At 35.8% G+C, this 22,456-nt stretch carries 22 protein-coding genes, 2 tRNA genes and 6 pseudogenes; 17 read left to right on the top strand and 13 right to left on the bottom strand.

The window, feature by feature from the left end; all coding sequences use genetic code 11:
- Window positions 1–33 precede the first annotated feature (33 nt).
- The 3 genes and pseudogenes from AAGD62_RS01300 to AAGD62_RS01290 all read left to right on the top strand — a co-directional run.
- Window positions 34–461 (top strand): annotated as a pseudogene (locus AAGD62_RS01300) (IS5-like element ISWpi1 family transposase); the annotation flags it as partial.
- Between the two features lie 51 nt (window positions 462–512).
- Window positions 513–860, top strand: coding sequence for an IS630 transposase-related protein (locus AAGD62_RS01295; protein ID WP_155968342.1), 348 nt, complete (start codon window positions 513–515; stop codon window positions 858–860).
- Window positions 861–879: 19 nt separating this feature from the next.
- The gene (locus AAGD62_RS01290; RefSeq protein WP_155968340.1) at window positions 880–1,371 is read left to right on the top strand and encodes an IS630 family transposase; all 492 of its coding nucleotides are present in this window, start codon (window positions 880–882) and stop codon (window positions 1,369–1,371) included.
- A 36-nt stretch (window positions 1,372–1,407) separates the two neighbouring features.
- On the opposite strand, the pseudogene AAGD62_RS01285 reads toward AAGD62_RS01290, so the two are convergent.
- Window positions 1,408–2,240: pseudogene (locus AAGD62_RS01285) on the bottom strand (IS5 family transposase).
- A 58-nt stretch (window positions 2,241–2,298) separates the two neighbouring features.
- Between AAGD62_RS01285 and AAGD62_RS01280 the strand changes: the two are divergent.
- Window positions 2,299–2,478: pseudogene (locus AAGD62_RS01280) on the top strand (transposase); the annotation flags it as partial.
- Between the two features lie 121 nt (window positions 2,479–2,599).
- Here AAGD62_RS01280 and glmS read toward each other — a convergent pair.
- From glmS to AAGD62_RS01265, 3 genes are all read right to left on the bottom strand, one after another.
- Window positions 2,600–4,420, bottom strand: a complete 1,821-nt coding sequence (gene glmS, locus AAGD62_RS01275; RefSeq protein WP_155969556.1) for a glutamine--fructose-6-phosphate transaminase (isomerizing) — start codon at window positions 4,418–4,420, stop codon at window positions 2,600–2,602.
- Between the two features lie 80 nt (window positions 4,421–4,500).
- Window positions 4,501–4,872: a preprotein translocase subunit YajC gene (gene yajC, locus AAGD62_RS01270; RefSeq protein ID WP_155968557.1), complete on the bottom strand. Its 372-nt coding sequence runs from the start codon at window positions 4,870–4,872 to the stop codon at window positions 4,501–4,503.
- Window positions 4,873–5,009: 137 nt separating this feature from the next.
- Window positions 5,010–5,086: transfer RNA gene (locus tag AAGD62_RS01265), tRNA-Asp, on the bottom strand.
- Window positions 5,087–5,277: 191 nt separating this feature from the next.
- Here AAGD62_RS01265 and rpsB point away from each other — a divergent pair.
- From rpsB to AAGD62_RS01230, 7 genes are read left to right on the top strand one after another with little or no spacing between them, the layout of a single operon-like run.
- Window positions 5,278–6,126: a 30S ribosomal protein S2 gene (gene rpsB, locus AAGD62_RS01260; RefSeq protein ID WP_010962661.1), complete on the top strand. Its 849-nt coding sequence runs from the start codon at window positions 5,278–5,280 to the stop codon at window positions 6,124–6,126.
- Window positions 6,107–6,967: a translation elongation factor Ts gene (tsf, locus tag AAGD62_RS01255; protein ID WP_155968559.1), complete on the top strand. Its 861-nt coding sequence runs from the start codon at window positions 6,107–6,109 to the stop codon at window positions 6,965–6,967. Before rpsB ends, tsf begins: the two co-directional genes overlap by 20 nt.
- A 10-nt stretch (window positions 6,968–6,977) precedes the next feature.
- Window positions 6,978–7,721: a UMP kinase gene (pyrH, locus tag AAGD62_RS01250; RefSeq protein ID WP_155968561.1), complete on the top strand. Its 744-nt coding sequence runs from the start codon at window positions 6,978–6,980 to the stop codon at window positions 7,719–7,721.
- Between the two features lie 7 nt (window positions 7,722–7,728).
- The gene (gene frr / locus AAGD62_RS01245) at window positions 7,729–8,286 is read left to right on the top strand and encodes a ribosome recycling factor (protein ID WP_155968563.1); all 558 of its coding nucleotides are present in this window, start codon (window positions 7,729–7,731) and stop codon (window positions 8,284–8,286) included.
- A 5-nt stretch (window positions 8,287–8,291) separates the two neighbouring features.
- Entirely contained in the window at window positions 8,292–8,555 is a 264-nt protein-coding gene (locus AAGD62_RS06820; RefSeq protein WP_039964055.1) for a hypothetical protein, read from the top strand.
- A gap of 6 nt (window positions 8,556–8,561) precedes the next feature.
- On the top strand, window positions 8,562–9,257 hold the full coding sequence (gene uppS, locus AAGD62_RS01235) for a polyprenyl diphosphate synthase (protein WP_155968565.1): 696 nt from the start codon (window positions 8,562–8,564) through the stop codon (window positions 9,255–9,257).
- Window positions 9,247–9,873, top strand: coding sequence for a phosphatidate cytidylyltransferase (locus tag AAGD62_RS01230; RefSeq protein ID WP_015589049.1), 627 nt, complete (start codon window positions 9,247–9,249; stop codon window positions 9,871–9,873). The genes uppS and AAGD62_RS01230 overlap by 11 nt, the downstream gene beginning before the upstream one ends.
- Before the next feature lie 16 nt (window positions 9,874–9,889).
- On the opposite strand, the gene AAGD62_RS01225 is transcribed toward AAGD62_RS01230, so the two are convergent.
- Both AAGD62_RS01225 and coaD read right to left on the bottom strand, forming a co-directional pair.
- On the bottom strand, window positions 9,890–10,081 hold the full coding sequence (locus AAGD62_RS01225; protein ID WP_006279326.1) for a zinc-finger domain-containing protein: 192 nt from the start codon (window positions 10,079–10,081) through the stop codon (window positions 9,890–9,892).
- A 68-nt stretch (window positions 10,082–10,149) separates the two neighbouring features.
- Entirely contained in the window at window positions 10,150–10,656 is a 507-nt protein-coding gene (gene coaD / locus AAGD62_RS01220; protein WP_015589048.1) for a pantetheine-phosphate adenylyltransferase, read from the bottom strand.
- 79 nt (window positions 10,657–10,735) lie between these two features.
- Here coaD and AAGD62_RS01215 point away from each other — a divergent pair.
- The 3 genes and pseudogenes from AAGD62_RS01215 to AAGD62_RS06815 form a co-directional block, all read left to right on the top strand.
- Window positions 10,736–10,808 (top strand) — tRNA-Phe (locus AAGD62_RS01215).
- Between the two features lie 228 nt (window positions 10,809–11,036).
- Complete coding sequence (locus tag AAGD62_RS01210) at window positions 11,037–11,900, top strand: gamma-glutamyl-gamma-aminobutyrate hydrolase family protein (protein ID WP_155969558.1); 864 nt, start codon at window positions 11,037–11,039, stop codon at window positions 11,898–11,900.
- 221 nt (window positions 11,901–12,121) lie between these two features.
- Window positions 12,122–12,252: pseudogene (locus AAGD62_RS06815) on the top strand (IS4 family transposase); the annotation flags it as partial.
- A gap of 24 nt (window positions 12,253–12,276) precedes the next feature.
- Here the strand turns inward: AAGD62_RS06815 and AAGD62_RS01200 are convergent.
- The 6 genes and pseudogenes from AAGD62_RS01200 to AAGD62_RS01175 form a co-directional block, all read right to left on the bottom strand.
- Window positions 12,277–13,109, bottom strand: a pseudogene (locus AAGD62_RS01200) (IS5 family transposase).
- A 71-nt stretch (window positions 13,110–13,180) separates the two neighbouring features.
- Window positions 13,181–13,663, bottom strand: coding sequence for an IS630 family transposase (locus AAGD62_RS01195; protein ID WP_231115908.1), 483 nt, complete (start codon window positions 13,661–13,663; stop codon window positions 13,181–13,183).
- A gap of 28 nt (window positions 13,664–13,691) precedes the next feature.
- A complete protein-coding gene (locus AAGD62_RS01190) occupies window positions 13,692–14,039 on the bottom strand; it encodes an IS630 transposase-related protein (protein ID WP_155968342.1) in 348 nt (115 codons plus the stop codon).
- An 85-nt stretch (window positions 14,040–14,124) separates the two neighbouring features.
- The gene (gene argS, locus AAGD62_RS01185; RefSeq protein WP_155968533.1) at window positions 14,125–15,831 is read right to left on the bottom strand and encodes an arginine--tRNA ligase; all 1,707 of its coding nucleotides are present in this window, start codon (window positions 15,829–15,831) and stop codon (window positions 14,125–14,127) included.
- Between the two features lie 93 nt (window positions 15,832–15,924).
- The gene (locus AAGD62_RS01180) at window positions 15,925–16,161 is read right to left on the bottom strand and encodes a hypothetical protein (protein WP_155968535.1); all 237 of its coding nucleotides are present in this window, start codon (window positions 16,159–16,161) and stop codon (window positions 15,925–15,927) included.
- 195 nt (window positions 16,162–16,356) lie between these two features.
- Window positions 16,357–18,072, bottom strand: a complete 1,716-nt coding sequence (locus tag AAGD62_RS01175) for an ABC transporter ATP-binding protein (protein ID WP_155968537.1) — start codon at window positions 18,070–18,072, stop codon at window positions 16,357–16,359.
- Window positions 18,073–18,868: 796 nt separating this feature from the next.
- On the opposite strand from AAGD62_RS01175, the pseudogene AAGD62_RS01170 reads away from it, so the two are divergent.
- The 3 genes and pseudogenes from AAGD62_RS01170 to AAGD62_RS01160 form a co-directional block, all read left to right on the top strand.
- Window positions 18,869–19,114 (top strand): annotated as a pseudogene (locus AAGD62_RS01170) (PD-(D/E)XK nuclease family transposase); the annotation flags it as partial.
- 634 nt (window positions 19,115–19,748) lie between these two features.
- Window positions 19,749–21,296: a group II intron reverse transcriptase/maturase gene (gene ltrA / locus AAGD62_RS01165; RefSeq protein ID WP_341812753.1), complete on the top strand. Its 1,548-nt coding sequence runs from the start codon at window positions 19,749–19,751 to the stop codon at window positions 21,294–21,296.
- Window positions 21,293–22,111, top strand: coding sequence for an Rpn family recombination-promoting nuclease/putative transposase (locus AAGD62_RS01160; protein WP_213863500.1), 819 nt, complete (start codon window positions 21,293–21,295; stop codon window positions 22,109–22,111). The genes ltrA and AAGD62_RS01160 overlap by 4 nt, the downstream gene beginning before the upstream one ends.
- A 203-nt stretch (window positions 22,112–22,314) precedes the next feature.
- Here AAGD62_RS01160 and AAGD62_RS01155 read toward each other — a convergent pair whose 3' ends face one another.
- Window positions 22,315–22,446 carry a hypothetical protein gene (locus AAGD62_RS01155; RefSeq protein WP_265032115.1) on the bottom strand — a complete coding sequence of 44 codons (132 nt, stop codon included), beginning with the start codon at window positions 22,444–22,446 and terminating at the stop codon, window positions 22,315–22,317.
- Window positions 22,447–22,456 lie beyond the last annotated feature (10 nt).

Genomic DNA, 22,456 nt, shown 5'->3' with positions numbered 1-22,456 from the left:
CTATAATATCTGAAATTTTAGTACGGGGTAAAGATGAGAAAAAAGTATCCAACAGATCTAAGCGAAAGGGAATGGGCAAGAATAGAAAAACACTTCAGAGTATCATACAAGAAAGGAGGAAGGCCGCCAAAGTATAGCAAAAGAGAAATATTAGAAGCAATTTTCTATGTATTGCGTACAGGGTGTCAATGGCGGTATTTACCAAATGATTTTCCGCTATGGAAGACTGTGTATGAGCAGTTCAGGCAATGGAAGAAGCAGGGAATTTTTGAGAAAATGAATTATGAAATTACAAAATATAGTAGAAGAAAAATAGGAAGGAATGAGCAGCCGAGTGCCTGTATAGTAGATAGTCAATCTGTAAAGACTACAGAAAAGGGGGGATCAAAGGCTATGATGGAAGTAAAAAAGTAAAGGGTAGAAAAAGGCATATAATTACAGACACTCAGGGTTTTATACTATAGTACTTCCCAAAGTAAATGATAAAGGTATAATAAGCTATTTGAGTTATAATGGCGTATAGTGTGGATTTAAGGGAAAGGGCAGTATCGATGATAGAAAAAGGGAAGTCAAAGGTTGAGGTGGCAGAGCTTTTGGAGATAGGAATAGCAACTCTGTACCGCTGGTTAAGAAAGAAAGCCGCTGGTGAAAGCCTAAGGCCATCGAAAAACGGCAGCTTTATTCGAAAAATAGACCCAAAAATACTCGAAGAATATGTTAAAAAGAATCCAGATCATACGCTGGCAGAGATGAAACAAAATCTTGGATTTGGAATAAATTCAATTTGGTATAGGCTGAAACAGCTAAGAATTACTTTAAAAAAAAGTTACACTATATCAAGAGCGCAATCAAGAAGATAGGCAGCGATTTACCGATAAAATCTCAAAAATAGACCATTCCAGCATCTTATATATAGATGAAGCAGGAGTTGATAATAGGTTATACCGAGAGTATGGACGTGCTCCAATAGGAAAGAAAATTTATGCAGATATTCCAGGAAGAAAACGAGAGAGAATCAGTATAATAGGCGGGTGGATTGGAAAGAGATTTATTGCACCAATGACTTTCAAAGGTGGGTGTGACAAAGAGGTATTCAATACATGGTTAGAGAAGATGTTATTACCTAAATTGCCACATGGTACTACAATAGTTATGGACAATGCCACATTCCATAAAACTCCCAAAACAAAGGAGTTAATAGATAATGCTAGATGCCGTTTGCTCTATCTACCAACATATTCACCAGATTTGAACCCTATAGAGCATTGTTGGAATACCATCAAAAGCCGCCTCAGACCTTTAATGCATAAATATACAGACTTACAACTTTTGGTTGGTAATACCATAATGGAAATTTATCATTCATTTTAGAAAATACTATACGAGGTTGTCCGGAAACTAGTAAATTCAAGCATATTCCCTCTTTAACATAACCCTACTCATAGCTAGGTATATGAAATTCTCAGTGGATGTTGTGAGTAAATCATACTCCTTCGATAGCCTTCTATTCCTATTAACCCAAGCAAAAGTCCTTTCTACAACCCATCTTCTTGGCTGTACTTTAAACCCTTGTTCTCTTGTTGGTAGTAGCTCAGGTGGCGTATCTTTGTGCACCCAAAATCTACATGGAGGCCTTTTAACAATTTCAATATCTATGTCATATTCTTCCTTTATGTGATTCTTTAAATTTCTTCCTTGGTATCCCATGTCAGCCCACATTTTTTTAACTTTAGTATATTTTGTTCTCATATTGTTTAATGCTATTTTAATACCATCTCTATCATTTTCGTTAGCAGCGCCTACGTAACAACCTAGTATAAAACCCTGAGTGTCTGTAATTATATGCCTTTTTCTACCCTTTACTTTTTTACTTCCATCATAGCCTTTGATCCCCCCTTTTCTGTAGTCTTTACAGATTGACTATCTACTATACAGGCACTCGGCTGCTCATTCCTTCCTATTTTTCTTCTACTATATTTTGTAATTTCATAATTCATTTTCTCAAAAATTCCCTGCTTCTTCCATTGCCTGAACTGCTCATACACAGTCTTCCATAGCGGAAAATCATTTGGTAAATACCGCCATTGACACCCTGTACGCAATACATAGAAAATTGCTTCTAATATTTCTCTTTTGCTATACTTTGGCGGCCTTCCTCCTTTCTTGTATGATACTCTGAAGTGTTTTTCTATTCTTGCCCATTCCCTTTCGCTTAGATCTGTTGGATACTTTTTTCTCATCTTTACCCCGTACTAAAATTTCAGATATTATAGCCTTTTACTTATTTCCGGACAACCTCTACCAACAAGAGAACAAGGGTTTAAAGTACAGCCAAGAAGATGGGTTGTAGAAAGGACTTTTGCTTGGGTTAATAGGAATAGAAGGCTATCGAAGGAGTATGATTTACTCACAACATCCACTGAGAATTTCATATACCTAGCTATGAGTAGGGTTATGTTAAAGAGGGAATATGCTTGAATTTACTAGTTTCCGGACAACCTCTTAGTAGCGGAATGACGATTGTGTATCGTGTTTTGCTAAAAATCACAGAATGCAGTCTGGTTACCTTATTAGAAGTTTAGCTTTAACTTTAAATGGACTACTCAACCGTGACAGACTTAGCTAAATTTCTTGGACAATCTGCATCTAACCCTTTTTTTGCTGCAGTAAAGTAAGCAAGGAATTGCATAGCAACACTGTAGATGATTGGAGAGATAAAATTATCAGTGTCTGGAAGTTGCACCACATCTGCGCAAACTCCCCTTAGGAATGGCGCTCCTTGTTTATCACTGAAGGCAATTACTTTGCCTTTTCTTGCAATAATCTCTTGTATATTAGATAGCGTTTTAAAGAATAAATCATCATAAGGGATAATTGCTATAACAAGCACAGTAGAGTCTATTAAAGCAATAGAACCGTGCTTCATTTCTCCCGCTGCAATACCAATTGTATTGATGTATGAAAGCTCTTTTATCTTCAATGCACCTTCCATTGCAACTCCGTATGAACTTCCTCTGCCAATTAAAATAACGTTATTGTGTTCTAATATGCTGCCTGATATATGTTGTATTTTCATCACATTTAAAACATGCTCAACATACTTGGGAATAGAGTTAATAGCGTTGCTTAGCTGTTTTATTCTCTCTCCACCCAGTATACCTTTTATTTTTCCAAGCTCCACGGCAAAGCATGCTAAAGTTGCAAGTTGCGCAGAAAAGGTTTTTGTTGAAGCAACACCAATTTCTGGCCCAGCAAGAGTATGTAACACAATATCTGAGATCTTTTCAATGCTGCTGCTAAATGTATTAGTTATACTTATGATTGTTTGCTTCTGTGATTTCGCATAACGCAGCGCTTCTATGGTATCTGCAGTTTCGCCAGATTGAGAGATAAATAACCCAATGCTGCCTTCTTCCAGCTTGACGTTGCTATACCTAAATTCTGATGAGGTTTCTAGATATACTCGAACTTGAGCGACATTTTCCAGCCAATACTTTGCTATTAGCCCAGCAAAATAAGATGACCCGCATCCAACTATAGTAATGTAACTCAGCTCAGAAAACAATTTTTTGTTAGCAAATATTACCTCTTTATATTGCTTGTAAAATTGATTTATTGTTTTGTTTAATGCACGCGGTTGCTCAAAAATCTCCTTTAGCATGAAGCTAGGGTAACCATTTTTGCTAATTAGAAAATCACTTGGACTACTATTTTCTATACTGCGTTTAACTTGTGTACCATTGTTGTATATACTAACTCCACTAGATTTTATCACTGCAATGTCATCATCTTCCAAATGCGATATTCTTTCCACAAATGCACTTAAAGCATTAGAGTCAGATGCAGCAAACACTGTGTTACAGTTATAGCCTATTGCTAAAGGCAAATTTCTCTTCGCAACAAATAAGGCGTCTGGATATTCTGCAAATAATAAGACCAAGGCAAATGAGCCGTGTAGGTTGTTTAAACACTTAAATAGAGAATCAACTGGCGACAATCCTTCATCGAGATATAAGGTTAGCATGTTTGGTATGATCTCTGTGTCAGTGTCAGTATGGAATGACATGCCCCTTTCTTCTAGGCCCTTTTTTAGCAGATTGTAATTCTCAATTATGCCGTTATGAGCAACAACAACGTTATTTGTACGAATGGGGTGAGCATTTTTAAGGCCTGGGACTCCATGTGTAGCCCAGCGAGTATGTGCTATACCAACTGTACTGTGAGACATCTTGCTGTCATCAACAACTTCACATAACCTTTCGACTTTACCTTCTGATTTTTTGACTTCTATCTTACCTTCGTTATTTATGATTGCTATACCTGAGGAATCATATCCCCTATATTCCAATTTTTGTAACCCAGTTAGTAAGGTTGGTATTACTGAATCACCACTACTTACTACACCAAATATTCCGCACACAAATGGATCACCAAACAAACTTTTTTCTAAACATGTTAAGCATTTTTGCCTTTATTACTGGTTGATTTATATTCTTTTTATCATTCTTTCGATTTTACCTTTTTAATTGGTTTAGCTGCTACTTTTTGAGTTTCTTTGCTTAAAACCTCAGATATAGCGGACTTTAGGACTTTTATCTCGACTTTTGGTGCTATTTCTATTATAAATTGTGCATTTGCTCCATCAACCTTGTTAACTTCACCTATTATTCCACCAGAAGTAATGACTGTATCACCACGTTTTATTTGATCTATCATCTTTCTATGTTCTTTTAGTTTTTTTTGTTGCGGGCGAATAATGAGAAAATAAAATACCACAAATATTAAAATCAATGGAGTAAAACTAGCAAAAGATGCGCCGATACTTGATGTATTGCTAGTTGCATCTGCTGCAAAAACTTCAGAAATGAGCATATTTAATCCTAATTGTTAATGATAAAAACAAACCTATTTAAGTATTAATTACAATACCATGCCATGTCAAGTTTGGTGAAGGCGTTTCTCAATACCGGCAATAATACTGCGAATTCTAAGTTATGCTAAAACTAATATGGCGGGAGTGATGAGACTTGAACTCACGACCTCATGCGTGACAGGCATGCGCTCTAACCGACTGAGCTACACCCCCCTAATTTCTTTTTAGCGTTTTCGGGCTTCAACTTTAAAGCTAATAAACATGTTGCCCTTTGTCAATATTTTTTGTTTGCGCTTTGCTGTCTTTTCTATTACTATGTAAATAATTTAATTTCACACATGGCTTGTACAAGTAGTCCCATTAGGGTTATGCCATGGAAGATAAACTATTTGGAGGAATGATATATGACAAATTTGCCTAAAGTCACTGTGCGTGATTTAGCTGAATCTGGTGTACATTTTGGTCACAAAATTAGTCGCTGGAACGCAAAAATGGCTCCATACATATATGGAGTGCATCAAGAAAATCGTATACATATAATTGATTTGCGAAAAACACTACCATTGCTACAGGTGGCCATGAAGGCTTTATATGACGTTGCATTTCAAGGTGGTCGCATTCTATTTGTTGGTACAAAGTTTCAAGCTTTTGATATTATTGCAAGTGAAGCGATTCGTTGTGGTCAATATTATGTGAATCATCGTTGGCTTGGTGGTATGCTTACTAATTGGGGCACTGTTTCTTCTTCGATAAAAACCTTGATGCAATATGAGAAAATATTAAATGACGAGGATAGCATTTTAACAAAGAAAGAATTGGGAAACATTGAAAAGAAAAAGCAAAAGCTTGATAAGGCGCTTGGCGGTATTAGAGAAATGGGAGCAATTCCTGATATCTTATTCATCATTGATACTAATAAAGAGCATATAGCGGTTAAGGAGGCTAAGAAGTTAGGAATTCCAATAGTTGCAATACTTGATACTAATTCTGATCCAGATGGTATTACTTATCTAATACCTGGAAATGATGACTCAAGAAAATCAATAGAGCTCTATTGTAAATTAGCTACCGACTCTATATTAGCTGGAATAGAGTCTAGTCTAGCAAAATCTGGAGTTAAGATTGATGATATAAGGGGTGATGAGTTTATTCAAGAAAAAGAAGATGGTATTGTGCAAACTAAAAGGAGACGTAGTAAAGTTTACAAAGAAGAAGAAAGGGAGGTAGTAACAAATGAAGATGAATCCAGATGATATAAGAGAATTACGTGATAGAACAGGGCTTGGCTTAAGTGACTGTAAAAAAGCATTGGAAGAATGTGATGGTGACATCAAGAAAGCCGTTGATAAGTTACGTACAATAGGTCTTGCTAAAGCTGACAAAAAATCTGATAGAATAGCTTCAGATGGACTCGTTGCTATGTGTTTGACTGAAAATTATGGTGCATTGGTTGAACTCAATTGCGAAACAGATTTTGTTGCAAGGAACGAGAAATTTATAGAGTTAGTTTCAAATTTAGCATCAATTGCTCATCAAGAACGCTGTACTAGCGTTGATGAGTTAAAAAATGCCAAGTATGAAAGCATTGGCACAGTGCAGGAAGCTATTATGAATGGTACGTCAGTTCTTGGTGAGAAGCTAGAGTTAAGCAAGCTTTGTTACTTAGAAGCTAAGGATGGAGTTATTGCTGGCTACGTACATGGTGATGTGTGTGGCTTAGGTAAGATTGGTGCTTTAATTGCATTGCAATCATCTGGTGATAAGGCGAAGCTACAAGAGATTGGGAAACAAATAGCTATGCATGTAGTTGCTATGAAGCCTGAAGCTTTGTCTATAGATGATTTAGATCAAATGAAGTTGAAAAATGAACGTTCTATAATTGAAGAGCAAGTGAGGGGCTTAAATAAACCTGAAGAAGTAGCAAAAAAAATAGTAGATGGACGAATGGCTAAGTACTATGAAGAAGTTGTTTTACTAGAACAAAAGTTCATAAAGGATGATAAAATGAAAGTTTCTGATTTTATAAAATCAAGCGAGTTGAGTGCTGTTAAACTCTCTAATTACAAGTTACTTGTTTTGGGTGGTGCAAACTAAATGGTAAAAAATGTTTCCCTCAACAAATGAAAAAAGCGAAATAAAATATTCCAGAGTGTTATTTAAAATCTCTGGTGAGGCTTTGATGGGATCAAAGCAATTTGGTCACGATATGGAGACTATAGGTGAGTTATCTAAAGGCATAGTTGAAGTTTGTAATCTTGGAGTTCAGGTATGTATTGTTGTTGGTGGTGGTAATATCTTTCGTGGCACATCTGCGTCTTTAAGTGGTTGTGAAAGAGCAAGCAGTGATTATATTGGAATGCTTGCAACTATAATCAATGCTTTAATTTTACAAAACTTTTTAGAAAAAAATTTAGTAGCTTCGAGGGTATTATCTGCAATACCCATGGCCACTGTATGTGAGCCTTACATAAGAAGGAAAGCTATTCGTCATTTAGAAAAAGGTAGAGTGGTAATTTTTGCAGCAGGCACAGGCAACCCATTTTTTACTACAGATACAGCTGCGGCTTTACGTGCTGTTGAAATGAATTGTGATGTTATTCTAAAGGGTACGCAAGTAAGTGGTGTATACTCCGCTGATCCGAAAAAAAATGAGGATGCTGTAATGTATGATAAGCTTTCTTACACGGATTTGTTGACTCGTGATTTAAAAGTTATGGATGCATCAGCAATTTCACTTGCTCGTGAGAATTCTATTCCCATTATAGTTTTTTCTTTGAAGGGAGAAAAAATAGTCAATATTATTAAGGGTCAAGGTACTTATACTATAGTTTCAGATTGTAAACATTAGGTAATTTATGTTAAATGAAATAAAAGCTAAAACAAAAGAAAGAATGCTAAAAACTATTCAGTCCTTTCATGATGATATTAAAGGCGTACGCACTGGTAGAGCTAGCGCATCGTTGCTTGATGGTATAGTTGTAAATATCTATGGTGGACATCAAAAGTTAAATCAGGTTGCAGGTGTTTCGGTTATAGATAACAAAACCCTATCAATTAAAGTTTGGGACATTAGTGTTGTAGGTGAAGTGAAAAACGCTATATTAAATGCTAACCTGAATTTAAATCCTGTTGTCGAGGGTAGCACCATACGTATAGCTCTTCCGGACTTGACACAAGAAACCCGTGAAAAATTAGTGAAATTATTGCATCAGTTTGCTGAAAATGCACGGATTGCCATTAGAAATATACGTAGAGATATTATGGAAGAAACAGAAAAAATGAAGGAAAATAAAGAAATCTCAGAAGATGATTTTCATGGTGCTAAAAAGGAAATACAAAATATTACTGATAATAATATAAAAAAAATTGATGGTGAATTGTCCATCAAAGAAAAGGATATACTGAATCACTAAATGATATGGAGAAAGCTTACATAGCAAATGATGTCATTCCAGTGCTTGACACTGGAATCCAGTCTTTACTATACAACTATCTGATGCACTTGTTTGAAATCAAATTTCCTGGATCCCAGTGTCGGAGCACTGGGATGACACCAATTTTGCATTCAAGTATCAACTATTGGTGTCACTACAGTAACTCTCTTCCTGTCATGCAAGTAGCTGACACCTTCCAGGTGTCCATTGAAATCCAAAAAATTTCACTCAAGTCAAAATTAGGTTAAATTTAAATGTTGAATCAAGAATCTTTACCGAAACATTTAGCAATTATTATGGATGGTAATGGTAGATGGGCAAACAATCAAGGAAGAGTAAAAATTGATGGTTATAAAAAGGGCAGTGAAGTTGCATACGATATTGCCAAGTATTGTACGGACCTAACCATACCCTACTTAACTTTGTATGCATTCTCTATGGAGAATTGGCTTAGACCCAAAAACGAAACTGACTGTCTATTTGATTTATTTTACTCCGTTTTAACTAATGAAGATAAAGTCAATTTCATTTGCAACTGTAACATTAAGTTGAATTTTATTGGCAATTTAAGTCTGTTATCCAGTAAAATATTGGATCAAATTAAAAAAGCAGAAGAAATGACACATAAGAACGATGGTTTATTACTCACTTTGGCAGTCAGTTACGGAGCAAAGCAAGAAATTACACAAGCTATAAGCAATATTATAAAAGAAAATATTGCTTATGTATCAGAAGAGGAATTTGAAAAATTTCTGTATACTAAAGATTTGCCAAAATTGGATTTATTAATTCGCACTGGCGGCGAAAAAAGGTTAAGCAACTTTTTATTATGGCAAGCAGCTTATGCTGAATTGTATTTTTGTGATACTTTATGGCCTGATTTTTCTTGTCAAGATTTGAGTAAAGCATTAGAAGATTATACAAAAAGAGAGAAAAAATATGGTAGATAATAATTTTATAATTAGAATGTTGTCCTCAATAGTAATATTATTCATATTTTCCTTTGCTACATATTTTAGTGATTTATCGTTTTACCTATTGATTTTTTCAATAGCAGTTTTATCTTCTTTTGAATGGTATAATCTAACCCAAGGAAATAAAATTTTATACGTTTTTGCATTATTATTGATTGCACTACCAAGCGCCTCATTAATATATTTATATAATCTACCACAGGGAAAATACGCATTAGTATGGTTCGTCTTAACCATTTGGGGAATTGACGTTACTGCCTACCTATTTGGTAAGAATTTTGGTGGAGCTAAAATTTGCCCAATTCTTAGCCCTGGAAAAACTTGGACAGGACTTCTTGGTGCGATTTTAGCTGGAGTAGTGTGTACAATTTTTGGATCAATATTTTTTGGTCTATTTTCAATTTTTTATTCTCCAATCATTGGCCTTGCAATTGCTATTCTAGCGCAACTTGGCGATTTCACTGAGTCGCTTGTTAAAAGAGCTTACGGTGTTAAAGATAGTGGAAATATGATACCTGGCCATGGGGGAGTGCTCGACCGTATGGACAGTTTCATTTTTACTGCCCCTCTTATTGCTATTTACATAAGCTAAGTCTGCAGAAGTGCCATTAGAGCTCATCCCTAGTCAGCTCCCCAACCGCTTCCACAGTACAGTCATGGACAAACGTCTTTTCACAATAAGGGCAGGCTATTTCCTCTTCTTCTCCCATATCTAAATATATTAATGGATGGCCAGAACCCTCATCATTCTCATCACCATGACAACAAACTTTTCTATTATTAACCCTCACTTTTGACATGCTGCTCCTTTAGCTTATAACATTTTATATATTGAATATACCCATTCAGAAATAAAAAACAACAAGCACTATTCTCCATTTTTTATCCTATTCAGGTTAATCAATTCGTTTTGAACACCTTTTGATACAAATTTGCTAACATCTTCTCCTAATCTTGCTATTTCCTTTACAAAGCTTGATGAGATAAATTGAGTATCTTCAGAAGCAGGAAGAAATATGGTTTCGATTTCAGGAAGAAGTTTATAATTTACCCAACTCATTTGAAACTCGTAATCAAAATCCGACACTGCTCTTAATCCTCTAATAATAACAGAAGCATTCTGCTCTTTGGCAAACTTCACTAGCAACCCATTAAAAGATATAACATCTGCATCAATTCCTAGTCCTTTGATTTCATTTTCAGCCATGCTTGTGCGTAGCTTTGTGTCAAAGGCAGTATGCTTATTAACGTTTTCTGCAACTCCTATTATTAATTTATCGACTAGTTTACACGCTCTTTTGATTATGTCAATATGCCCAAAAGTTATAGGGTCAAATGTGCCAGGGTAGATTCCTATTTTGTCATTAATGTTCATCCTTTATTTTTATAAACTACTTTAAAAACTTTTGATAGACATAATAACATTTTTTATCTAAAAATAAAAGTATACAGTTGGCCTGATAGCTCAGTTGGTAGAGCAAAGGACTGAAAATCCTTGTGTCGCTGGTTCGATTCCTGCTCAGGCCACCTTCTCTTTCTTACCAAATTTACCTTTTTGTTGTAAAACGTTCTATAATATGTTATGATATTGATATAAGTGTTGAGAGGGTAAACTATATGTATAGATATTATAGCAGAATATTTAATATCTTATTAATTATAGTTCTATTATTAAGCAATATTACTTATGCTGGCGTTAGTGAAAAACCGGCATCTCAACATGTAACCAGAAAAGAAGAACCAGTGTCAACTGTCTTGACGGCAGAAAATACAGTAAATAATGACGTAGTTGTTGGTTTGTTGAAAACGGAAGAAGCACATGAACTTGGGCTATCTCAAAATATCTATGAGATGTTTAATAACTTTGTGGTTAAGACTGTACTGATTGATTATAATAAGATAATTAGCCTTAAAAAAATTCAGACAGAGTCACTTAATCTCGCAAAACAAGATAAAACATTGGCAAAAAAGCTAACATTAGAACGAATAAAAGTTGAAGTTGCACAATTCATTAAAGAGCACAAAATAAATAGGATATTTATTCCGGATAATTTACATTCAGCACCCACTCCTTATCGCCAGCTTGTTACTGAAGCAATTGTAAAAATAGTTGATGATAACCCTGCAATTCATTTACTTGGCATATGTGAAGGCATAATGAATGCAAAGGGAATTGAAGTAGTGAGTGTTGTGAGTGATGAAGAGAAGCAAAGATCTCATTTAAAATCAGCACCTAATCCACAGAAAGAGGATGTACCTCTCCAGCAGATAAAGATCGTTCCAAATAGTCGTTTAGCAGAAGTAGTAGCCAAATTCCTAATACCTAATGAAAATGGCTGGTTTTCAACATATTTTCCAGATGCTCATTCAGGAGCAGTAGGTAATACACCAGAAAATAGAAGAAAATTGGAGTCACTTGGATATAAAGTTGCAGCATTTTCCAGTGAGGGGGTAATAGAGGCTATTGAAGATAAGCATGGTAATGTTCACTTTCAAAGTCATCCAGAAGCCCTTGTTGTGAAGTCAGATAAAAACCTCTATTTATCAAATCACAAGGAACGTCAAGTGTCTACACTAGTTGCTATAGCGATTATGAATGATTTTCTTTATCGTGCTTAATGGCTATAGCTTTAGGCTTACCGACGATTTGATAAACGATAGATTTGTCATGTATCCGTTCAGGCAATGGCGTCAACTTAAGGAAAAATATCAGCGATAGTGTATAAAATTTCTCTCCAAATTTTTTATCATTAAATTATCCAAAGAGTGCAAGGGACAGCACTTTTGTTTCTATTTTATTGCAACAAAAAAGTTTAAAATGTGTCTTTTTTAGGTGAGGCATGCAAAAAGGAAAAGATCTTATCTTACAAATTAAAAATGCAATATACTCGAAAACTTTTCAGAAAATCCATTGTGTTGAGTTTTACACGAACAAGCTTTTTCGACAGTATTTTCTATGATTTTAAAGTTAGAGGTTGTCCGGAAACTAGTAAATTCAAGCATATTCCCTCTTTAACATAACCCTACTCATAGCTAGGTATATGAAATTCTCAGTGGATGTTGTGAGTAAATCATACTCCTTCGATAGCCTTCTATTCCTATTAACCCAAGCAAAAGTCCTTTCTACAACCCATCTTCTTGGCTGTACTTTAAACCCTTGTTCTCTTGTTGGTAGTAGCTCAGGTGGCGTATCTTTGTGCACCCAAAATCTACATGGAGGCCTTTTAACAATTTCAATATCTATGTCATATTCTTCCTTTATGTGATTCTTTAAATTTCTTCCTTGGTATCCCATGTCAGCCCACATTTTTTTAACTTTAGTATATTTTGTTCTCATATTGTTTAATGCTATTTTAATACCATCTCTATCATTTTCGTTAGCAGCGCCTACGTAACAACCTAGTATAAAACCCTGAGTGTCTGTAATTATATGCCTTTTTCTACCCTTTACTTTTTTACTTCCATCATAGCCTTTGATCCTCCCTTTTCTGTAGTCTTTACAGATTGACTATCTACTATACAGGCACTCGGCTGCTCATTCCTTCCTATTTTTCTTCTACTATATTTTGTAATTTCATAATTCATTTTCTCAAAAATTCCCTGCTTCTTCCATTGCCTGAACTGCTCATACACAGTCTTCCATAGCGGAAAATCATTTGGTAAATACCGCCATTGACACCCTGTACGCAATACATAGAAAATTGCTTCTAATATTTCTCTTTTGCTATACTTTGGCGGCCTTCCTCCTTTCTTGTATGATACTCTGAAGTGTTTTTCTATTCTTGCCCATTCCCTTTCGCTTAGATCTGTTGGATACTTTTTTCTCATCTTTACCCCGTACTAAAATTTCAGATATTATAGCCTTTTACTTATTTCCGGACAACCTCCTATAGTATTTTCTAAAATGAATGATAAATTTCCATTATGGTATTACCAACCAAAAGTTGTAAGTCTGTATATTTATGCATTAAAGGTCTGAGGCGGCTTTTGATGGTATTCCAACAATGCTCTATAGGGTTCAAATCTGGTGAATATGTTGGTAGATAGAGCAAACGGCATCTAGCATTATCTATTAACTCCTTTGTTTTGGGAGTTTTATGGAATGTGGCATTGTCCATAACTATTGTAGTACCATGTGGCAATTTAGGTAATAACATCTTCTCTAACCATGTATTGAATACCTCTTTGTCACACCCACCTTTGAAAGTCATTGGTGCAATAAATCTCTTTCCAATCCACCCGCCTATTATACTGATTCTCTCTCGTTTTCTTCCTGGAATATCTGCATAAATTTTCTTTCCTATTGGAGCACGTCCATACTCTCGGTATAACCTATTATCAACTCCTGCTTCATCTATATATAAGATGCTGGAATGGTCTATTTTTGAGATTTTATCGGTAAATCGCTGCCTATCTTCTTGATTGCGCTCTTGATATAGTGTAACTTTTTTTTAAAGTAATTCTTAGCTGTTTCAGCCTATACCAAATTGAATTTATTCCAAATCCAAGATTTTGTTTCATCTCTGCCAGCGTATGATCTGGATTCTTTTTAACATATTCTTCGAGTATTTTTGGGTCTATTTTTCGAATAAAGCTGCCGTTTTTCGATGGCCTTAGGCTTTCACCAGCGGCTTTCTTTCTTAACCAGCGGTACAGAGTTGCTATTCCTATCTCCAAAAGCTCTGCCACCTCAACCTTTGACTTCCCTTTTTCTATCATCGATACTGCCCTTTCCCTTAAATCCACACTATACGCCATTATAACTCAAATAGCTTATTATACCTTTATCATTTACTTTGGGAAGTACTATATTTTGATCATTACATATTGTAACAAAAAAAAATCAACTCATTTCTTCTAACGGCTCTATATTAAAGATAGAAAGTCCAGAAGCGATGACGTGTGCTAAGGCCTGCACGAGAAACATTCTTGCAGCGGTGAGGTTTAAGTTGTCTTCCAGTATGAAACGCATGTTTAAATCACTCTTGCCATACCCCCATAAAACGTGAAACGCTTCTGCAACTTCAAGTAAGTAGAAAGTAATTCTGTGTGGCTCACAAAGCCTTGCTGCAATTTCTACCACATCTGGCCACTTTGCTAAGGTTTTTATGAGGAAGAGCTCTCCACCTGTCCTTAAAAGTGAAGGATCTGCTGTTGGGAGCTCTTTTGGAGCATTACGCATTAACGAATGAGCACGAGCATGCGCATATTGCACGTAAAAAATAGGGTTGTCTTTTGACTGTTCTTTAACTTTAGCAAAATCAAAGTCCAAGACCATATCATTCTTGCGTGTTAGCATTATAAAACGAGTTATGTCCCTGCCAACTTCTTCCACTACATCTCTTGCTGTGAGGAAGTTTCCTGATCTTTTGGACATCTTAACAGGTTTGCCGTTCTCGAAAAAATTCACAATATTATGCAGTTTTACCTCTATTTTTGCTTGATCATCACTGAGCGCAGAGACGACTGCTTTGAGTCTTTTGACATAACCGCCGTGGTCACTACCAAGCTCTACGATCATATTGTTAAAACCACGTGATATCTTATCAAAATGGTAAGCAATATCCGAGGCAAAATAAGTCCAACTGCCGTCCTCTTTCTTCAATGCACGGTCAACGTCATCACCAAATTTTGTAGAGCGAAATAGCATCTCTTTTCTGGAAGTCCAATTTTCGCTTTCTTTGCCTTTTGGTTTCTCCAGGTACCCTTCATACACTAGACCCTTGTCAGACAATATCTTTATACTCTCTTCAATTTTGCCACTTTTTTGTAGCTCATACTCTGAAGTAAAAACATCATGATTTACTCCAAGCAAGTTCATGTCTTCCTTTATGAGTTCTAAGATAAAACTTAAAGTATATTCCCTAATTATTTGATTATCTTGCTTTTTTAGAAGCTCCTTGCCATATTTTTTAGCCAGCTCCTCCCCTATCGGTTTTAAATATTCACCTGGGTATAAACCTTTTTCTATACTGATTTTTTCTCCCAGAGCTTCTTTGTACCGCAGATATACTGACTTTATTAGTGTATCTATCTGCGCTCCAGCATCGTTAATATAGTATTCCTTAGTAACTTTATAACCAACTTTTTTCAATAAATTTGCCAGAACGTCACCAAATACTGCCCCTCTTGCATGACCAATATGCAGTGGACCAGTTGGATTTGCAGATACAAATTCAACATTGATGGCCTGATTGTTCCCTATATCTAGGGTGCCAAACTCTGTTTTTAGCTCATTTATTTGTTTTAAAATCCCATGCCATACTTTTATTTTTAAGTGTATGTTGATGAAACCAGGGCCCGCTATTTCCACTTTTGCAACTTCATCAAAAAGTTCAAATTCTTTGGCTAAAACCTCTGCAATTTCAATGGGATTCTTCTTTTCATGCTTTGCGAGCACCATAGCAACGTTTGTGTAAATGTCTCCATGGACTCTATTGCTTGGAGGCTCTATGATAAAGTTTGCTGCACTTGTGCTTATAACACCCCTTTGTTTCAACTCATTCAATTTACTAAAGATTAGAGAGGAAATCTGCTTAAAAATGTTCATTCACTATATTGCTATAAAATCTATAGCAGTATAGTGAATAAGTGGGGCTAGTTGAAGGTTTATCTTAACTATTTTATCTTCCTGGATCAGAGTTTATATTAAGTCGTTGCCGTAACCATGGTAAGAGAAAGCCATACCTTCACTGTAACCATCATTACCAGCATCAGGCTCTTCAACATCATCAGTTACTACCTGATCTTCAGTTACCACCTGATCTTCAGTTGTGATTTTATCCTTGATCGTCTCGTCTACACCCTCATCACTATAAGAAAATTTGTTAGTATATGAATAGCGATTATTGATTTTATCACTATAGTTATGTTTTAACATAGAGACCTCCTATACAGTCAAAATTGGAATTACATTAAGATAGAACAAGCTATGAATATAACGTGAATGAAAGAAACTACAGATCACGAAATTTCCGGATAACTATGGAACCATTATAAAATAATAAAATTAAAAATTTAATAATTTTAATTATAAATCTAGCATATCAACTAACGGTATGATTTAAATTTTCTTTCAATTCCACTGTATCTTCGCCAGTTTTGCATACAGCCCGTCTTTACTTATTAGAGAGTCATGAGTTCCTACTTCTTCTACTTTCCCATGATTAATTACTATAATCTTGTCAGTCTTGAGTGCGGTTGATAGCCTGTGTGTAATTACGATTGTTGTTCTGTTTTGCATTAACTTGCTCAAGGCTTTTTGCACGAGGTTCTCACTTTTGTAATCAAGGGCAGAGGTTGCTTCATCCAGTATTAAAACCTGAGGGTTTTTGAGTATGGCTCTTGCTATTATAATACGCTGTTTTTGTCCTTCAGAAAGTTTTAATCCTCTTTTTCCTACAAATGTATCAAATTTATCAGGCAGCTTATCAATAAATTCCATCGCATAAGCGCTGATGGCTGCTTGCTTCACTTCCTCATATTCGGCACCTGGTTTGCCATATAGTATATTTTCCATTATTGAGCAAGAGAATATCATGTGATCTTGTGGCACTAAGCCAAACAACGATCTGAGGTCATTTAGCGCAATTGACTTAATATTGTGCCCATCGATAGTAATGCTACCTTTGTTTGGATCATGAAAACGGAGCAGAAGCTTTAAAATGGTGCTTTTACCACTGCCAGATGGTCCAACAATTGATACTGCTTGACCTGCCTCTATAGAAAACGATACATTGTTTAACGCTGGCTTATCAAGCTGAGATTCATAAAAAAATGTTACACCATTAAACGAAATTCCTTTTTGAACACTATAAATTTTTATAGGATCATCGGCATCTACTATAGAGCTTTTCATATTTTTAAATTCAAATAAACGCTCTACTATTCCAAGACCTCGTTGTAAATCACTGATATTATCGCTCAAATTATTTATAGCTCCTGCCGCAAGCGCTGAATAAAACACAAATGAGGAGAGTTCTCCAATAGTTATATTATTGCTTAAGACTTCTTTAATACCAAAAAAGAGCAAAACAACTAGTGAACCTATCACACACGTGATAACTAGAGTTACTAAAATAGCACGCAAGAGTACTAATTTTACGTATGATTTTGATACTGAGTTTAAATGTTCCTTAAAACGGATTTTTTCGTTTTCCTCGAGTACAAACGATTTGATAGTCACTATAGATCTAAAATTTTCCTCACTAAATGACGCAAGCTCACTTAATTTATCCTGAGCAAAGCGTGCATAGCTACGCACTTTTTTTCCAAGTGAGGTCATGATAATGAGTAGTATAGGTATTATTGCGGCTGCATACGCAGTTAGTTGTATATTTGTATATAATAACATAGCAACACTGCCAATCAGAATCACAAAATTTCGTAATATGGTTAGTAAGCTGCTGTTTATTATTGATTGCAACACAGATGTATCAGTAACTAACGCTGAGATAACATCTTGTACGCCTGTGTTCTCAAAGAAACTTGGTTGCAAGTTAGTGATACTGCTATATAAGTCATATCTGATTCTTGCGATAACTTTCTCGCTGCCAATGCCAATGAAATATAACCGAGTAAATGCAGTGAGAGAAATGGCTAAAACTATAAGTATTGCAACTAATAGTTTGGTAGTAAAATCGTGCTCTGTGCCAGAATCAATTATATTGCTTAAGCCTCTGCCAAAGAGGAGGATCGTTAAGGCTGAAAATAAAACTGCAATAAAAGCTATGATGAAATAAGATAGATTAGGCTTTATATAGTAAAATAACTGCCTAATATTAGATCGCATCTTATTTTAAAGTTTCTAAAGTTAAGTATATAGATTTTAGTTTCAGGGGAAAGGGGAAAGGTGTAGTATGAAGCAATTTAGGTTCTGCAGCTGTTGTGATTTTAGTCCACCAAGAAAGGGTAGTAGCTCGCAGAAACAAAAAACTTGCTTGACAAACTCCGCCAGCCCTCTTATCATAAAATTGAAGCTATTTATTTATCTTCTCTGTACAGATTAAATGACAAAAAAACTCACGTATCTGGCGTCTCATGTTTAATTTTTTGCACTATGTGCACCTTATGTCTTTATCAAACTTCTACCTACATAAGCTGAAACGCGCTTATAAAGCGTTTAAAACATAAAAAAACGCCAACTTAAAAAATAGATAGTGAATAACTAGCTACCCTAGGGTTTCTTTTGCCTTTTTTTCTGTTTAGTAAATTTCTTAATGTTTCTAATTTAGATTAGTTGCGGTTTAAAAGCAACTGAATCGCGATTATTAAGCATTTAGAATAAAAAAACGCCATACTTGAAAGTATAATGTAAGTAATTAGCCAACCACGGGGCTTCTTTTGCCTTTTTTTTCGTTTGGTAAATTTCTTAAGTATTTATGGCTAAACGACAATCGTCATCCCGCTACGTGTTAGCGGGATCTCTTGTTAGCGCCGCGGCGGTATGACGGTTTGCGGTGGTATGACGATAACCTCGTCATCCCGCTACGTGTTAGCGCCGCGGCGGTATAGCTATACTTAAAAATATGGTTGAATAGTTGTTAATAATAGTGTATAATTATTAATCTTTTCTCAGTATTTTTACTATGGCTCTTTCTAAATTTCTCGATCCAAAGTTAGATTTAACATTTAAGAAAATCTTTGGCACTGAAAAAAATAAGAATATTCTTATCCATTTTTTAAACGATATTTTAGGATGTACTGAAGTCAACACTATACAAGAAGTAGAATTCTTAAGCACCATTATGGACCCTGAAATTGCTTCTGATAAACAAAGCATTGTTGATGTTCTTTGCAGGGATTCTAGTGGGAACAGGTATATAATTGAGATGGTGCGACCTGAAAGTCTTCGGTCATATTGTTTAAAAGGAGAGGAATTCATTCAGAAAGAAACTGAAAGGATTCTAAAACTTATTAAACCAGATGTTTTGCCATCTGAGTCTACGCATCAGTGCGAATCGGGCAACCGGTTGGTGCCAAGCGATGCGGACAATGAACCTCCTCTTGAAAAAGAAGATGCTCAATCGTGAGAGAGGCATAAACTGCAAGCATCATGTGGTTGGAGGGCTAGGCTTAGTGGTATGGTGAACGTAAGTGAAGCTTTATAAGTACCGATACGATGAAAGAGCTAAAGATGCTGATAAGCTCTGACCAAAAGGTAATGTGGATAAGATACATTTTTCATCTCTGGATGTACGCAAATAACAATTCCACCGGTATAGAGAAGCCACCTAACCCACTGTTGTATGACTGGAGAAACAGGGTAAGCCTGTATTTTCGCCTACATGGCAAGCAAACCGCAAGGAATGCTGATGGAAGTGCAGGTAAAGGAGAATGGAGAAAGCGAATGCCATTTTGTAACGAAATGGATAGAATTTGTAACATTAATTCTCGTGAAAACGAGCAGACTTCCATTTGGTCCCTCGTGACAAGAAACTTTGTTAACCACTTAAGGTAGGAAAGCAGATGATTACAAGTAAACCTGTAAGTGCATCTACCGAAAGCTTTGAAGCATGGAAGCAATTGCCATGGAAGAAATGCCAGAAAGTTATTGTGAGGCTACAAAGACGTATTGTTAAGGCTGTCCAAGAAGGAAGATGGGGTAAGGTAAAAGCTTTACAACATCTTCTCACACGCTCTTTTAGCGGAAAAGCTTTGGCTGTTAAGAGAGTAACTGAAAACCAAGGAAAAACCACAGCAGGTGTAGATCGTCAACTATGGTCAACTTGCAATGCTAAATTTCAAGGAATAAAGCTGCTAAAACAAAGAGGATATAAACCTTCTCCGCTCAAACGAATTTATATCAGTAAATCTAATGGCAAAAGAAGGCCTCTTGGTATACCCACGATAAAAGATAGAGCGATGCAAGCATTGTATCTGCTCGCGTTGGAACCGGTAGCTGAAACAATCAGTGATCGTCACTCTTACGGCTTTAGACCTAAAAGATCCTGCGCAGACGCTACTGTGGCTTGCCACTTATTACTGGCAAGTCGTAATCAACTACAATGGATACTCGAAGGTGATATCAAAGGTTGTTTTGATAACATTAACCATGAATGGCTCATGAAGCATATTCCTATGGAGAAGAAAATTCTTCATAGATGGTTAAAAGCTGGTTTCCTAGAATCGAAAACTCTGTATCCCACAACTGCTGGCACTCCGCAAGGAAGTATAATTTCTCCAATACTAGCTAACTTTACCTTAGATGGTCTTGAACAGTTATTAGAAAGTCGCTTTGGTAAATTAGGTAGCAAAAGAAGAGGAAAAATCAGAAGTGGAGTGAATGTAATCAGGTACGCAGACGACTTTATTATTTCAGGTTTCACACATGAAGTACTGGAAAATGAAGTTAAGCCTTTAGTATCATCTTTTCTTCATGAGCGAGGTTTAATTCTATCAGAAGAGAAGACAAAGATTACATCTATCACAACAGGGTTTGACTTTCTTGGTTGTAATGTACGTAGATATAATAAGAAGTTAATTATTAAACCTTCGAAAGAAAGTATTAAAAGACTTCTGAATAAAGCACGTACATTGATAAAAGCAAATATAGCGAACACTCAGGCTATAGTAATTAAGTCACTCAATTCTCTACTGAGAGGATGGGGAAATTACTATCACCATGTGTGTGCTAAAAAAGCGTTTAGAAAGATCGACAATGAAATTTGGCATAGTTTATGGAAATGGGCAAAGAAAAGACATCCTCGTAAAGGATTACGTTGGATAAAGAATCGTTACTTCAAAGTAATGGGTCAACGCCAATGGGTTTTTGCTGCACCCATATGCAAGAACAAACCAAAAGAGATACGGTATTTAAGACTGCTTAAGCTGATTGATATACCTATCAGACGACATGTTAAAATCAGAGCGGATGCAAATCCCCTTGACTTAAAATGGAAAAAGTATTTTGATGAGAGAGTGAAACGAACAAGAATGTTAGCAAGCTCTTTCTCAAGAGAAGGTTCTCTACTGTTGGTGTCACCATTAAGAATGATGTTTCCTGAGGAATCATGAAGGACAAGCCGGTTCTAGAAAAGAAGAACTTAGATAAGGGGCTCAAGCGTAGTGTTGGGAAACCTGCATGCTGCGTTTCTAAGGGAGGGGGTAGTAGTAATACTGCTTCCTTACCTGACCAGGTCGCTAAAACTAAGGGCTTTGAAAAACGTGCCCAATACTATGCTGCTAAAGCCTATTCAAGACAAGCTGATAAAGGTGATCAATACCATGATCTTAAAGAAATTATCTTTATTGCTATAGCAGATTGTATTTTATTTCCTGATAAGTCTGAGTATAAGTCAAAGCATACTATTCGAGATGAAGAGACTAACGAACATGATCTAAAAGATTTTTACTTTATATTTATTGAGTTGCCTAAATTTCCAAAAACTAAAGAAGATCAGCTTGCAAGTATAGTTGAAAAATGGGTCTACTTCTTTAGATATGCAGACGAAACTAGTGAAGAAGAGCTAGAGAGAATAATAGGAAGTGATCTAATAATTAAAAGAGCATATGAAGAACTAAATAGGTTCAACTGGTCAGAAAAAGAATTTATTGCCTATGAACAAGAAATTAAGCGTATTCTTGATGAAAAGGCTATCCTCGCTCAAAAACTCGATGATGCTACTCAAAAAGGTAGACAAGAAGGTAGAGAAGAAGGCATCCAAATCGGCCATGAAAAAGGTAGAGCGGAAGGCAGGGAAGAGGGCGAAAAACAGGCTAAAATAGCTGTGGCAAAAAAACTACTTAAAGCAGGTGTCTCTACTGATATCATATCACAAACTACAGGTTTTTCTCATTCTGAAATTTTGCAACTCAAGGAAAAAACATAATATTTCTAACTTATGAAAACCTCTCCTAAGTTAGACATATCCCCTAATTAAGAGTCTAATGAACTGTCTAAAATAGCTATAAAGATTGCACATAGAATTACATAGATTACTACCATGACTAATCCTCCTATTCAGCCTTCCATATCAAAGATACATACTGTAAGTTTAATATGGATAGTACATTAACCACTTATTCCCCAACTCTAGTCTTGTATTCCTACTTCATTCATGTTAGTATTAGAACCATCAAACTTGCTACTGGTATACCTAATTATTTTGGCTAATTCCATCACCTTCACTTTAAACTCTATTGTAAACTTTCCACTATTTGGCATATTATATCTT

Source organism: Wolbachia endosymbiont (group A) of Eristalinus aeneus, from assembly GCF_964026915.1.
GTDB lineage: Bacteria > Pseudomonadota > Alphaproteobacteria > Rickettsiales > Anaplasmataceae > Wolbachia > Wolbachia pipientis.
This window is presented reverse-complemented; position numbering and strand designations above follow the sequence as displayed.